Source organism: Pseudomonas sp. RtIB026 (genome assembly GCF_016861355.2).
GTDB lineage: Bacteria > Pseudomonadota > Gammaproteobacteria > Pseudomonadales > Pseudomonadaceae > Aquipseudomonas > Aquipseudomonas peradeniyensis.
In genome coordinates this window covers 2,272,742-2,286,882 of sequence record NZ_AP023348.2, presented here as the reverse complement: position 1 = coordinate 2,286,882, position 14,141 = coordinate 2,272,742, and the positions used below count along the sequence as shown (strand labels likewise).

The 14,141-nt window shown below is 60.8% G+C and carries 10 protein-coding genes; all 10 read right to left on the bottom strand.

Translation table 11 applies throughout. The annotated features are described in order from the left end of the window. Positions 1-187: 187 nt before the first annotated feature. Positions 188-1,123 (bottom strand): WxcM-like domain-containing protein, encoded by a 936-nt coding sequence (locus PRtIB026_RS26470; protein ID WP_203647624.1) that lies wholly within the window; start codon positions 1,121-1,123, stop codon positions 188-190. 234 nt (positions 1,124-1,357) lie between these two features. After that, positions 1,358-2,419, bottom strand: a complete 1,062-nt coding sequence (locus PRtIB026_RS10315; RefSeq protein WP_267813789.1) for a Wzz/FepE/Etk N-terminal domain-containing protein — start codon at positions 2,417-2,419, stop codon at positions 1,358-1,360. Positions 2,420-3,078: 659 nt separating this feature from the next. Next, positions 3,079-3,324 (bottom strand): lipopolysaccharide assembly protein LapA domain-containing protein, encoded by a 246-nt coding sequence (locus PRtIB026_RS10310; RefSeq protein WP_203652695.1) that lies wholly within the window; start codon positions 3,322-3,324, stop codon positions 3,079-3,081. Positions 3,325-3,340: 16 nt separating this feature from the next. Further along, the gene (ihfB, locus tag PRtIB026_RS10305) at positions 3,341-3,637 is read right to left on the bottom strand and encodes an integration host factor subunit beta (RefSeq protein WP_203647627.1); all 297 of its coding nucleotides are present in this window, start codon (positions 3,635-3,637) and stop codon (positions 3,341-3,343) included. A 323-nt stretch (positions 3,638-3,960) separates the two neighbouring features. After that, positions 3,961-5,637, bottom strand: coding sequence for a 30S ribosomal protein S1 (rpsA, locus tag PRtIB026_RS10300; RefSeq protein ID WP_046856619.1), 1,677 nt, complete (start codon positions 5,635-5,637; stop codon positions 3,961-3,963). Positions 5,638-5,760: 123 nt separating this feature from the next. Next, entirely contained in the window at positions 5,761-6,447 is a 687-nt protein-coding gene (gene cmk, locus PRtIB026_RS10295) for a (d)CMP kinase (RefSeq protein WP_203647628.1), read from the bottom strand. Then, on the bottom strand, positions 6,444-8,651 hold the full coding sequence (locus PRtIB026_RS10290) for a bifunctional prephenate dehydrogenase/3-phosphoshikimate 1-carboxyvinyltransferase (protein ID WP_232856451.1): 2,208 nt from the start codon (positions 8,649-8,651) through the stop codon (positions 6,444-6,446). Before PRtIB026_RS10290 ends, cmk begins: the two co-directional genes overlap by 4 nt. A gap of 128 nt (positions 8,652-8,779) precedes the next feature. Next, positions 8,780-9,874, bottom strand: a complete 1,095-nt coding sequence (pheA, locus tag PRtIB026_RS10285) for a prephenate dehydratase (RefSeq protein ID WP_028690825.1) — start codon at positions 9,872-9,874, stop codon at positions 8,780-8,782. Continuing rightward, entirely contained in the window at positions 9,874-10,959 is a 1,086-nt protein-coding gene (gene serC, locus PRtIB026_RS10280) for a 3-phosphoserine/phosphohydroxythreonine transaminase (protein WP_203647630.1), read from the bottom strand. The genes pheA and serC overlap by 1 nt, the downstream gene beginning before the upstream one ends. A gap of 231 nt (positions 10,960-11,190) precedes the next feature. Beyond that, positions 11,191-13,953: a DNA gyrase subunit A gene (gyrA, locus tag PRtIB026_RS10275; protein WP_203647631.1), complete on the bottom strand. Its 2,763-nt coding sequence runs from the start codon at positions 13,951-13,953 to the stop codon at positions 11,191-11,193. Positions 13,954-14,141: the final 188 nt, after the last annotated feature.

The following is a 14,141-nucleotide window of genomic DNA, read 5'->3' as shown; positions in this document are numbered from 1 at the left end:
CGTCAACGCTGACCTTTTGCTAGCACGCCTGACTGACAGCAGGGTGACACCCCCTTGACATTCTCGTGACCGTCGTCGAATGGGAATGGCCCGCAGCAGAAACGGCTACCCCGCCCCCGCGCAGGCATGCCAATGGCCCAAACGGCCACTCGACTCCCGCGAAGCCAGGGGAAGGGATAAAGGATCCTTACTTTACAAGCTCGACAAAATCTTCATAACTGTGGATGTAATCTTCTGCATCATAGTAATCGGAGGCGAACACCAGGAGCACGGCATCACTGGAGTATTGGTATTGAACCCCCCAAGTCAGAGGAGGCAGATAAATACCCATGTTTGGCTTATCGAGCACAAACTCATCCCGCACACGACCATCATCGACAATGACATTAACACTGCCCTTGACTACCACCAGGTATTGATGGCACTTCAAATGAGCATGCTCACCGCGAGTTTCACCAGCCGGGACACCATAGACGAGGAAATAACGCTTCGCCGTAAAAGGCACACTCCGCTCAAACTCGCCAACCGTCAGACAGCCCCGCGAATCACTTATTACTTTCTGGCAATGAAGCGTTACCCCACCAACTTGCGTGGCGGTCACACCAAGCTCACATGACGAATCAGCCACCAATGGAGAGGAACGCTCGCTGTCCACATGGCCGATAATTTTCGCAGGATTGCCTACGACGACTGCCCCAGGCGGGACCGAGCGCGTAACTACAGCCCCAGCGCCAACCATGGCCCGCTCCCCAATGGTCAAACCCGGCAATATAGTGCAGTTCGCACCGAGAGACGCACCTCGTCGGACAATCGTTCGCAGAAACTCTCCTGGATAGACTTTGCTTCGTGGGAACAGATCATTTGTAAAGGTAACATTAGGACCCACAAATACGTCATCCTCCAAAGTAATGCCATCCCAAACCTGGACACCACACTTGAGTGTTACCCGATCACCGATTACGACGTCGTTCTCGATAAAAACGTTATCACAAACATTACATTCCTTGCCCACTACAGCCCCTGGCAGGACATGAGCAAATGCCCATATCCGAGAGCCAGCACCAATCGAGAGAGATTCGCACAAAGCATGCTCATGCACAAAATAATCCAACTCAGTACCCATTTCTCGCTCCGAAATTCTTGCTTTAAAACGCTTTCAGCATGCCTTATCGCAGACACTATACATTACGCAAGCTTGAGCGCAGCCCCGCTGCCCTAGGCTATTTACGAAATGTATCTGCACTCGCCCATACTGCGTTGAAACGGGGCTCGGAATGCTCATGTACTCCAGTACACTACGCTTCCTCCCCCCGTTTCGCCTTGCCCGGCCTTCGCGCAGACACATTTCTTACAGCCCCTAGCTTGAAGACAACTCGGCAGCGCTGGAGCCTCGACGTCGTACACCTCGCCACACGAGCTGCGATAAAGCGGCGGCGACACCAAGAAGCAGGCCCGCCAGCACACCCAGCGATATGACCAGAGCACGATTCGGCTTGACCTGCTCATCAGGCTCCAGCACCTCGCCATCAGGGCGATACACCTCAAACTCCACTTCACCCACTTTCAATGCCTGATAAAAGGCGAGTTCTTCTTGATAGGCGCGCAACCCTGAGATAAAAGGATCGTTACTTTCCCGCTTGCCAAGCGCCTCTATCTCGGCCTTCAACGCCTTGGATCCGCGTAGATACATCATGTCGCGTACCCCTCCCGTTTCACCCACCGATGTATTAAGCACCTCAGTTGGCTTTTCCAGCCCGATTGTTTCTGCGATCACCAGCGCTTCCGATAACTGCACCACCTGATCTTCACGCCCTCTACGGGCATTGGCTCGAGCGACTTCAATCTTTTTTCCGAGACTGTCCGCTTTCAATGAAACTTCAACCTGCGCCCCTCGAATCAGAGCCGCCTTCGCCTCTTCACTGGCCATTTGCACATAACGCGAGAGCCAATTGGCAGCCACGGCTGGGGTCGTCTGTCGCATCACAACCGAGTAACGCTCAGGCACTGGGCTTTCCGTAATAACCAACAGCTTATTGAACCGCGCGTACAAATCGTCCTGAGAGTGTGATCGCTCCCCCTGCGAAAGATTTGGCATATAAAATTCGAGAAAAAATTTTCTGCGCAATGTTTCCGAATTCAAAGAATCCAGAAACACAGTATAAGCATCCTTGGACGAAATCAGTTTCAGACCACTATCCCCCCCCCTCCCTTGGTTGAGACGCGCGACATCATGAGCAAAGGGCGGCTGGACGTAAACCTTTGCCTCGAACAACGGTGAAGCGAAAAACGCATAGCCGATTGAAGCAAGCGTGACAACTAACGCCACACCGATCACCAGAATTTTCTCCTCCCACAACACCGCAATCAAGGTGAAAAGGTCCATATCCCCAAAATCAGCGCCACCACGTACGTTTTGCATCTATTCTAGTTTTCCTCAAGTCTTCGGATCGACTACGCCTCCAGGTGCTAGTGTCCTGTCTCGGAAATACGTTCTCTTTTGGCGAGTGGCCTGGGTGTCCGGCCAAGGCACCGCGACGAGTCATAGCAGGGCTATGGCGAGGAGTGGCAACGCCGGTCGGACGCTCAAGGTGCCGCCAAAAGTGAACAGATTATTTCCGAGACAGCACACTAGCAGAACATCCTGTCACATCCGCCAAGCATAGCTGGAATTACGCAACACCAAGCGCAGATTCACTCTCGCGCTTCAATCACATAATGAAAGCACTCCCTCGGATTAGTTCCATTGATTCGACAAATGGGGGAGAAACCAAGGTAGCCTTTCGCTGTCGCAATGTCTTTGCGCACTGCTTTTTCTTGAGTGGCCCTACAAGCAGCCGATCATTTCGTCAAGCCGCCTGGGATGCCAATGCCTCGCGTTCGGCGTGACAACACAACCAGAAATATCAGATGCCCTGCCGCGCGCACACCTCTCGAGCGGTACCTATAGACATAACTTAGCCCTGTACGAACTAGCCCGTACTGCGTTGAAACAGGGTTCCACGCGCAGGAATTGAAAGTACTAATGCAGACTATTTCCAACAGAAGCATGGTGGCACTTAGATATCGCGCATGCCATTTTTACAAGTTTCTGGATAGCATAACTTTGCGCCCCCTGCGCCACCATCCCAATACCCCCAGCAACGGCCCTATAGCCAAACCCACCACCAACGCCGCCAACACCAGCACTGCAATCGGCATGGAGGGTGCCGACCAGCCGAACAAAACCAGAGACACAGCTTGCTGATTCTCCAGCACAAAGAACAGCACCACAGCCGCCAATAGCAGCACGAACAGCACCACCAGGGCGCGCTTTAGATTACGCATCAGGCCGTTCCTCCATTCAAGGGTGCTCATGCTCATCTTCATTGACCCGATCACGCAGCTCCTTGCCGGGCTTGAAATGCGGCACATACTTGCCTTCGAGGCTGACCGACTGGCCGGTCTTCGGATTGCGCCCTACCCGCGGTGCGCGGTAGTGCAGGGAAAAACTGCCAAAGCCACGGATTTCGATACGATCCCCGGTCGCCAGGCACTGCGACATCTGCTCGAGCATGGTCTTGATGGCCAGCTCGACGTCCTTGGACGAGAGCAGCCCCTGATGGGTGACAATACGTTCGATCAGCTCCGACTTCGTCATATTTTTCCCTTCGTTATCAAGCAGCTAGATCATTGCTTAATCAGTTTGTAGCACGCCCCGGCGGATTTGAACAGGGTGGTTCTTGACTAAACAAAAAAATTCAAGATAAGCCGCAGCACAGGCGATCCCCACCCTACACGAACGCGAGCGCACTGCGGCGCGACTTTGCCGGCGAGCGGTAAAGCCTACTGCTCGTACACCGCTCACGAGCCCAGAAACATCTACAAACCCTGTAGGAACAATCTGCTTCTGCTCGACCAGGCAAATCGCAGGCACAAAAAAGGGCGACCCGAGGGTCGCCCTTTTTACCGATCAAACAGAACTCAGTTCTGCTTGGCCATTGCTTCGCGCAGCAGCGCAGCCATGGTGGTATCGGCAGCCGCTTCCGGAGCGTTTTTCAGGCTCTGGATGGCTTCGCGCTCTTCAGCGTCGTCCTTCGATTTGATGGACAGGCTGATAACGCGGGACTTGCGGTCGACGCTGATGATCTTGGCTTCGATCTCTTCGCCTTCCTTCAGCACGTTACGGGCGTCTTCAACGCGGTCACGGCTGATTTCGGAAGCTTTCAGAGTAGCTTCGATGTCGTCGGCCAGGGTCACGATAGCGCCCTTGGCGTCAACTTCCTTGACGATACCCTTGACGATAGCGCCCTTGTCGTTGACAGCAACGAAGTTGGAGAACGGATCGTCTTCCAGCTGCTTGATGCCCAGGGAGATGCGCTCGCGCTCTGGGTCAACCGACAGGATGACGGTTTCCAGCTCGTCGCCCTTCTTGAAGCGACGCACGGCTTCTTCGCCAGCTTCGTTCCAGGAGATGTCGGACAGGTGAACCAGACCGTCGATGCCGCCGTCCAGGCCGATGAAGATACCGAAGTCGGTGATCGACTTGATGGTACCGGTGATCTTGTCACCCTTGTTGAACTGGCCGGAGAAGTCTTCCCATGGGTTCGATTTGCACTGCTTGATACCCAGGGAGATACGACGACGCTCTTCGTCGATGTCCAGAACCATGACTTCCACTTCGTCGCCAACCTGAACGACTTTCGACGGGTGGATGTTCTTGTTGGTCCAGTCCATTTCGGAAACGTGCACCAGACCTTCAACGCCTTCTTCCAGCTCAGCGAAGCAGCCGTAGTCGGTCAGGTTGGTGACGCGAGCAGTCACGCGGGTGCTCTCTGGGTAACGGGCTTTGATAGCAACCCATGGGTCTTCGCCCAGTTGCTTCAGACCCAGCGAAACGCGGTTGCGCTCGCGATCGTACTTCAGGACCTTGACGTCGATCTCGTCACCAACGTTGACGATCTCCGACGGGTGCTTGATACGCTTCCAGGCCATGTCGGTGATGTGCAGCAGACCATCGACGCCGCCCAGGTCAACGAACGCACCGTAGTCGGTGAGGTTCTTGACGATACCTTTGACCTGCTGGCCTTCCTGCAGCGATTCCAGCAGAGCTTCGCGCTCGGCGCTGTTTTCGGCTTCCAGGACGCTGCGACGGGAAACGACAACGTTGTTGCGCTTCTGGTCCAGCTTGATGACCTTGAATTCCAGCTCTTTGCCTTCGAGGTGGGTGGTGTCGCGCACTGGGCGGACATCAACCAGGGAGCCCGGCAGGAACGCACGGATGCCGTTAACGTCGACAGTGAAGCCGCCTTTAACCTTACCGTTGATAACGCCCTTGACCACTTCTTCAGCAGCGAAAGCAGCTTCCAGAACAATCCAGCACTCGGCGCGCTTGGCTTTCTCACGGGACAGCTTGGTTTCGCCGAAGCCGTCTTCGACCGCGTCCAGCGCAACGTGAACTTCGTCACCGACCTTGATGGTCAGTTCGCCAGTTTCGTTGTAGAACTGCTCGAGCGGGATGACACCCTCGGACTTCAGGCCAGCGTGTACGGTAACCCAGTCGCCGTCGATGTCGACAACGATACCGGTGATGATTGCACCCGGCTGAAGATTGAGGGTTTTCAGGCTTTCTTCAAAGAGTTCTGCAAAGCTTTCGCTCATTTTAATTCCTGTAGATTCGGGCGAAAAAGACGCCCATAGCCACATTCCAGACAATGTGGGTTTCGTTAAGTTAAGAAGCGCTGACAGGACGTTGACTGGTGCCCCTGCCCGCTCTCCTCTCCATCAGGCCAGGTCGCGCAGGGCGAGCTCGCTTCTGATGCGTTGCAGCACCTGCTCGATGGACAACTCCGTGGAATCCAGCTGAATGGCATCGGCCGCCGGCTTGAGCGGGGCCACTGCGCGCTGGGTGTCACGCTCATCGCGCGCACGGATCTCATCTAGCAGACTTGACAGACTAACATCTTCACCCTTGCCCTTCAACTGCAGGTAGCGGCGACGGGCACGCTCCTCGGCACTGGCGGTGAGGAACACCTTGAGCGGCGCGTCGGGGAACACCACGGTACCCATGTCGCGACCGTCGGCGATCAACCCCGGAGCCTCGCGGAAGGCGCGCTGGCGCTGCAGCAGCGCTTCGCGCACGGCCGGCAGCGAGGCGACCATCGAGGCGCCGGCGCCGACGGTCTCGGTACGGATGACGTGGCTGACATCCTCGCCCTCGAGAATGATCTGCTGCAGCTTGCCCGGCTCGGCGGCGATGAACTGCACATCCAGATGGGCGGCCAGGGCCTTGAGCAGCTCTTCGTTGGTCAGGTCGACACCATGGTTGCTGGCGTTGAACGCCAGCAGGCGGTAAAGCGCGCCGGAGTCCAGCAGCTTCCAACCCAGCTCGCGGGCCAGCAGGCCCGCCACGGTACCCTTGCCCGAGCCGCTCGGCCCGTCGATGGTGATGACCGGTGCTTGGGAATTCACGACTTGCCCTCTTCGGCGACGCGGATGCCGACTTCCTTGCACAGCGCCAGGAAGTTGGGGAACGACGTGGCGACGTTGGCGCAGTCATGAATCACGATCGGCGCGCTGGCGCGCAGCGAGGCGATGCTGAAGGCCATGGCGATGCGGTGATCGCCGTGACCGTGCACTTCGCCGCCGCCGATCTGGCCGCCGTCGATGATGATGCCGTCCGGGGTCGGCTCGCACTTCACGCCCAGGGCGATCAGGCCGTCGGCCATCACCTGGATGCGGTCCGACTCCTTGACCCGCAGCTCTTCGGCGCCACGCAGCACGGTGCGCCCTTCGGCGCAGGCGGCGGCGACGAACAGCACCGGGAATTCGTCGATGGCCAGTGGCACCAGGTGCTCGGGAATATCAATGCCCTTGAGCTTGGCGCCGCGCACGCGCAGGTCGGCTACCGGCTCGCCGCCGACTTCACGCTGGTTCTCCAGGGTGATGTCGCCGCCCATCAGGCGCAGGATGTCGATCACGCCGGTGCGGGTCGGGTTGATGCCGACGTGCTCCAGAACCAGCTCGGAACCTTCGGCGATGGACGCCGCCACCAGGAAGAACGCTGAGGAGGAAATGTCCGCCGGCACTTCGATGCGGGTGGCGGTGAGCTTGCCGCCGGACTGCAGGGAGGCCACGGCACCGTTCGACTCGACCGCGTAGCCGAAGCCGCGCAGCATGCGCTCGGTGTGATCACGGGTCGGCGCCGGCTCGGTGACGGTGGTGGTGCCTTCGGCGTACAGGCCAGCCAGCAGCAGGCAGGACTTGACCTGGGCACTGGCCATCGGCAGAGCGTAGTTCAGCGCCTTGAGCTTGTGCCCGCCACGAATGGTCAGCGGCGGACGCCCTTCAGGGCCCGTCTCGACCACCGCGCCCATTTCGCGCAGCGGATTGGCCACGCGGTTCATCGGGCGCTTGGACAGCGAGGCGTCGCCGGTCATGGTGGTGTCGAACGACTGCGCCGCCAGCAGGCCGGACAGCAGGCGCATCGAGGTGCCGGAGTTGCCGACGTACAGCGGCCCGGGTGGCGGCTTGAGGCCGTGCAGGCCAACGCCATGGATGGTCACGCGGCCGTGGTGCGGGCCTTCGATGACCACACCCATGTCACGGAAGGCCTGCAAGGTGGCCAGGGCGTCCTCGCCCTCGAGGAAACCTTCCACCTCGGTGGTGCCTTCGGCCAGCGAGCCGAGCATGATCGAGCGGTGGGAAATCGACTTGTCGCCAGGTACGCGGATCCGTCCGGACACGCGGCCACCCGGTTGGGCCAGGAAAATCAGATCGTTGGCGTTCATAGCGTCCACATAGGCCCGGCGGGCCAGGATTTTACTGAAATGCTCGCGGGCAACCCGGGCGCGGGTGAACACGCCCAGCAATTGGTGCCCGTCCCCAGCATCGACCGCGTCGCGCAAGGCGTCGAGGTCGCTGCGAAATGTATCGAGAGTGCGCAGGACCGCCTCGCGGTTGGCGAGGAAGATGTCGTGCCACATGATCGGGTCGCTGCCGGCGATTCTCGTGAAATCGCGAAAGCCCCCCGCAGCGTACCGGAAGATCTCCAGGTTTTCATTGCGCTTGGCCAGCGAATCGACCAGGCCGAAGGCCAGCAGGTGCGGCAGGTGACTGGTGGCGGCCAGAACTTCGTCATGGCGCTCCACCGGCATGTGCTCGACATCGGCGTCCAGCGCGCGCCAGAGGCGATCGACCAGGTGCAGCGCTTGCGGATCGGTTTCCGCCAGCGGCGTGAGGATCACCTTGTGGCGACGGAACAACGCGGCATTGGAAGCCTCCACGCCACTTTGCTCGGAACCGGCGATCGGGTGTCCGGGCACGAAGCGCGGCAGGCGCTCGGCGAACGCTTCGCGAGCGGCGCGCACGACATTGCCCTTGGCACTGCCCACGTCAGTGATCACCGCGTCACCCAGGTCGAGCTGGGCGAGGCGGGCCAGGACTTTCTCCATGGCCAGGATCGGCACCGCCAGCTGGATGACGTCGGCGCCGACACAGGCGGCGGCGAGGTCTGCCTCGCAACGATCGACCACGCCCAGCACCACGGCCTGCTTGCGCGACTCGGCATCCAGATCGACGCCGACCACTTCGCGGCACAGGCCGCTTTCACGCAGCCCCTTGGCGAAGGAGCCGCCGATCAGGCCGAGACCGACCACGACCAGGCGACCGACAATCGGTGCGGATTTGTTTGTTACAGCATCAACCACGAGTGCGAACCCTGTTCAGAAATCAAGACAGCCTGTAAGCCCATCGCGGGACAAGCACGCTCCCACGAGGCCCGCGATGAACCTTGAAACATACGTCAGAGCACCGCCTTCGGATACGACCCCAGCACCTTCAGCGCCACAGCCTCCTGGCTGATCTGCTCCAGCACCGCCTTGATCAGCGGATCGCGGTGATGGCCGACGAAGTCGATGAAGAACACGTAGGTCCACTTGCCGCTGCGCGACGGACGGGTCTCGATGCGCGTCAGGTCGATGCCGTTCTCGTGGAACGGTACCAGCAGTTCATGCAGCGCGCCCGGCTTGTTGCTCATGGAAACGATGATCGAGGTCTTGTCGTCACCGGTCGGCGGCACTTCCTGGCTGCCGATCATGAGGAAGCGCGTGGAGTTGTCCGGGCGGTCCTCGATCTTCTCGGCCAGACGGGTCAGCCCGTACAGGTTGGCCGCCATGTCACCGGCGATCGCCGCCGAATTCCACTCGCCCTTGACCCGCTTGGCCGCCTCGGCGTTGCTGGAGACAGCCACGCGCTCGACGTTCGGGTAATGGGCATCCAGCCACTTGCGGCACTGGGCCAGCGACTGGGCATGGGAGTAGATGCGGGTGATGCTGTCGGTCTTGGTGTTCTCGCCCACCAGCAGGTGGTGGTGGATACGCAGCTCCACCTCGCCGCAGATGACCATGTCGTGCTCGAGGAAGCTGTCCAGCGTATGGCTGACCGCGCCCTCGGTGGAGTTTTCCACCGGCACCACGCCGAAGTTGACGGCACCGGCCGCCACTTCGCGGAACACCTCGTCGATGGCCGCCATCGGACGGCTGACCACGGCGTGACCGAAGTGCTTCATGGCCGCCGCCTGGGTGAAGGTGCCTTCCGGGCCGAGATAGGCGACTTTCAGCGGCTCTTCCAGGGCCAGGCACGAGGACATGATCTCGCGGAACAACCGCGCCATCTCTTCGTTGTCCAGCGGCCCCTTGTTGCGCTCCATGACGCGCTTGAGCACCGCGGCTTCACGCTCGGGGCGATAGAACACCGGCGCCTCGCCTTCGGCCAGCGACGCGGTCTTGACCTTGGCCACTTCCTGGGCGCAACGGGCGCGCTCGCTGATCAGCTCGAGGATCTTCTCGTCGAGGCTGTCGATGCGCACGCGCAGGGCCTTGAGTTCCTGGTCGGACATCAGCCGTGCTCCTTCTCGAATTCAGCCATGTACTGCACCAGCGCCTCGACGGCCTCCAGGCCCAGGGCGTTGTAGATCGACGCGCGCATGCCGCCGACCGAACGGTGCCCCTTGAGATTGAGCAGGCCACGGGCGTCGGCGCCGGCCAGGAAGGCCTTGTCCAGGCGCTCGTCGGCCAGGCGGAACGGCACGTTCATCCACGAACGGGCGTTGTGGCTGATCGGGTTGGTGTAGAACTCGCTGGCGTCGATGAAACCGTACAGGCGGTCCTTCTTGGCGCGGTTGCGCTGCTCCATGGCCTCGACGCCACCCTGCTCCTTGAGCCATTCGAACACCAGGCCCGAAAGGTACCAGGAATAGGTGGCCGGGGTGTTGTACATCGAACCGTTGTCGGCCGCGATCTTGTAGTCGAGCATGGTCGGGCAGCTGCTGCGGGCGTGGCCCAGCAGGTCTTCACGGACGATCACCACCACCAGGCCGCTGGGGCCGATGTTCTTCTGCGCGCCGGCGTAGATCATGCCGAACTGCGACACGTCGGTCGGACGCGAGAGGATGTCGGAGGACATGTCGACCACCAGCGGCACGTCGCCGGTCCCGGGCACCCAGTCGAACTGCAGGCCGCCGATGGTCTCGTTGGACGCATAGTGGACGTAGGCCGCGTTCTTGCTCAGCTGCCACTCGTTCTGGCCCGGGATGGCCAGGTAGTCGTAGGGCTTGGCGCTGGCGGCGACGTTGACGTTGCCGAAGCGACGCGCTTCCTCGATGGCCTTCTTCGACCAGATGCCGGTCTCGATGTAGTCGGCGGTGCCGTTCTCCGGCAGCAGGTTCAGCGGAATCTCGGCAAACTGCTGGCTGGCGCCGCCCTGCAGGAACAGCACCTTGTAGTTGGAGGGGACGGACAGCAGGTCGCGCAGGTCCTGCTCGGCCTTTTCGGCAATGGCCACGTAGTCGTCGCTGCGATGGCTCATTTCCATCACCGACAGGCCCTTGCCGTGCCAGTCCAGCATTTCGGCCTGGGCACGCTGCAGGACAGCATCGGGAAGCGCGGCGGGGCCGGCGCAGAAGTTAAAGGCTCGTTTGCTCACATCCACTCTCGCTCTGCCAAATAGAACAAATCGTAAATCTTCGATGCCAGCGGAAACCCTGTGGGAGCGGGTTTACCCGCGAACAAGGGCGAAGCCCTTGCCATGCACCGCGGTGTCTTCTTCGCGGGTAAACCCGCTCCCACAGGTTATGCGACCAACCTGCGGATCGGGCCAGGCCCTTATCAGTCAAACGGGGCGACCTTGGTCGCCCCGTTCGGGTTGTTGCTTCGGTTATTCCTGAGGCGCCTCTTCGGCACCGGCGTTGTCCTCGCCCGCCGCATCGAGCGGGGCGCCCTCCTCATCCGTCTCGACCAGATCGTCGAGCTCTTCCTCGGAAGGCTCCTGGACACGCTCCAGGCCTACCAGCGTTTCGTCGGTGGCCAGCTTGATCAGCGTCACACCCTGGGTGTTACGGCTCAGGCTGGACACTTCGCCGACCCGGGTACGCACCAGGGTGCCCTGGTCGGAAATCAGCATGATCTCCTCGCCTTCCTGCACCTGGATGGCGCCGATCAGCAAGCCGTTGCGCCCCTTGGTGCCCATGGCGATCACGCCCTGGCCGCCACGGCCGCGACGCGGGAACTTGGACAGCGGGGTGCGCTTGCCGAAGCCACGCTCGGAGGCGGTGAGGATCTGCGCGCCGGACTCGGGGATCAGCATGGAGATGATCTGCTGACCCTTGCCCAGTTTCATGCCGCGCACGCCACGGGCGGTACGGCCCATTTCGCGGACCACGCTCTCGGCGAAGCGGATCACCTTGCCGGCGTCGGAGAACATCATGACTTCCTTGGCGCCGTCGGTGATGGCCGCGGCGATCAGGGTGTCACCTTCCTTGAGCTTCAGGGCGATCAGGCCGTTGGAGCGCGGACGGGCGAACTGCACCAGCGGGGTCTTCTTCACGGTGCCGGAGGCGGTGGCCATGAAGATGTAGGCGCCGGTCGGTTCGGCGGCCCACTCAGGGGTGTCGCCGTCTTCCTCGTCGATCTCTTCGGCTTCCACCAGCTCGCCTTCGATCACGCTGTCGTCGCTGTCTTCCAGTTCCTCGTCGGGATCTGCGTGCTGCTGCAGCGCCTCCAGGTCGATCTGCAGCATGGCGGTGATGCGCTCACCTTCCTCCAGCGGCAGCAGGTTGACCAGCGGTCGACCGCGGGCGGCGCGAGAGGCCTCGGGGATTTCGTAGGTCTTCTTCCAGTACACCTTGCCCTTGCTGGAGAACAGCAGCAGGGTGGCGTGGCTGTTGGCGACCAGCAGGTGCTCGATGTAGTCCTCGTCCTTGACGCCGGTGGCCGACTTGCCCTTGCCGCCGCGGCGTTGGGCCTGGTACGCGGACAATGGCTGGGTCTTGGCGTAACCACCGTGGGAGATGGTCACCACGCGCTCTTCTTCCGGGATCATGTCGCCGTAGTTGAGGTCGTGGCTGGCGTTGAGGATCTCGGTGCGGCGGGCATCGCCGTACTCGGCACGGATCGCTTCGAGTTCTTCGCGGATCACTTCCATCAGGCGCTCGGCGCTGCTGAGGATGCGGATCAGCTCACCGATCTGCTCGAGGATCTCCTGGTACTCGGCCAGCAGCTTCTCGTGCTCCAGGCCGGTCAGGCGGTGCAGGCGCAGCTCAAGGATGGCCTGGGCCTGCTCCGGCGACAGGTAGTACTTGCCTTCACGCAGGCCGTACTGCTCCGGCAGGTCTTCCGGACGGCAGGACTCGGCACCGGCGCGCTCGACCATGACCTGCACCGCGCTGGATTCCCAGGCGGTGCTGATCAGCGCTTCCTTGGCTTCGGAAGGCGTCGGCGAGGCCTTGATCAGGGCGATGACCGGGTCGATGTTGGACAACGCGACCGCCTGACCTTCGAGGATATGGCCACGCTCGCGGGCCTTGCGCAGCTCGAACACGGTGCGGCGGGTGACCACTTCGCGACGGTGGCGAACGAACGCTTCGAGCAGGTCCTTGAGGTTCAGCAGGCGCGGGCGACCGTCGATCAGCGCGACGATGTTGATGCCGAACACGCTCTGCAGCTGGGTCTGCTGGTAGAGGTTGTTGAGCACCACCTCCGGCACCTCGCCGCGACGCAGCTCGATGACGATGCGCATGCCGTCCTTGTCGGACTCGTCGCGCAGCTCGGTGATGCCTTCGATCTTCTTCTCTTTGACCAGCTCGGCGATCTTCTCGATCAGCCGCGCCTTGTTCAGCTGGTACGGCAGCTCGGTGACGACGATCTGCTGGCGGCCACCGACCTTGTCGATGTCCTCGATCTCGGAGCGGGCGCGCATATAGATGCGGCCACGGCCGGTGCGGTAGGCCTCGATGATGCCCTGGCGACCGTTGATCTGGCCGGCGGTGGGGAAGTCCGGACCCGGGATGAACTGCATCAGCTCATCGACCGTGATGTCGGAGTTGTCGATCAGCGCCAGGCAGCCATCGATCACTTCGCCGAGGTTGTGCGGCGGGATGTTGGTGGCCATGCCCACGGCGATACCACTGGAACCGTTGACCAGCAGGTTGGGGATCCTGGTCGGCATGACCGCCGGGATCTGCTCGGTGCCGTCGTAGTTGGGCACCCAGTCGACGGTTTCCTTGTGCAGGTCGGCCAGCAGCTCGTGGGCCAGCTTGGACATGCGCACTTCGGTGTATCGCATGGCCGCGGCGTTGTCGCCGTCCACCGAACCGAAGTTGCCCTGGCCATCGACCAGCAGGTAGCGCAGCGAGAAGGGCTGGGCCATGCGCACGATGGTGTCGTACACGGCAGTGTCGCCGTGCGGGTGGTACTTACCGATCACGTCACCGACCACACGGGCGGATTTCTTGTACGGCTTGTTCCAGTCGTTGCCCAGTTCGCTCATCGCATACAGAACGCGGCGATGCACGGGCTTCAAGCCGTCACGCGCATCGGGCAGCGCTCGCCCGACAATAACGCTCATCGCGTAGTCGAGGTAAGACTGTCTCAGTTCGTCTTCGATATTGACCGGGAGGATTTCTTTGGCCAGTTCGCCCATGAGAAGCCTGATTCCTTTTTCTGGTGAAACTTCGCCTGATCCCTCGAAGGACGAACGAAGCTCGCCGCCGCAGCGCATATAGGGTGCGACGACTTACGACAAATCAATGAGTTGTGACATGGATCTGCGCAATGAAGGCCGCCGTAAAGAGCAGCCTTGGAAACTGCCGGATGGTATCACAAACACGG

Coding starts and splice junctions, on each gene's coding strand:
- PRtIB026_RS26470 (WP_203647624.1), bottom strand. CDS start 1,123: ATGGGTACTGAGTTGGATTATTTTGTGCATGAGCATGCTTTGTGCGAA.
- ihfB (WP_203647627.1), bottom strand. CDS start 3,637: ATGACGAAGTCGGAGCTGATCGAACGTATTGTCACCCATCAGGGGCTG.
- PRtIB026_RS10310 (WP_203652695.1), bottom strand. CDS start 3,324: ATGCGTAATCTAAAGCGCGCCCTGGTGGTGCTGTTCGTGCTGCTATTG.
- PRtIB026_RS10315 (WP_267813789.1), bottom strand. CDS start 2,419: ATGCAAAACGTACGTGGTGGCGCTGATTTTGGGGATATGGACCTTTTC.
- rpsA (WP_046856619.1), bottom strand. CDS start 5,637: ATGAGCGAAAGCTTTGCAGAACTCTTTGAAGAAAGCCTGAAAACCCTC.
- pheA (WP_028690825.1), bottom strand. CDS start 9,874: ATGTCCGACCAGGAACTCAAGGCCCTGCGCGTGCGCATCGACAGCCTC.
- gyrA (WP_203647631.1), bottom strand. CDS start 13,953: ATGGGCGAACTGGCCAAAGAAATCCTCCCGGTCAATATCGAAGACGAA.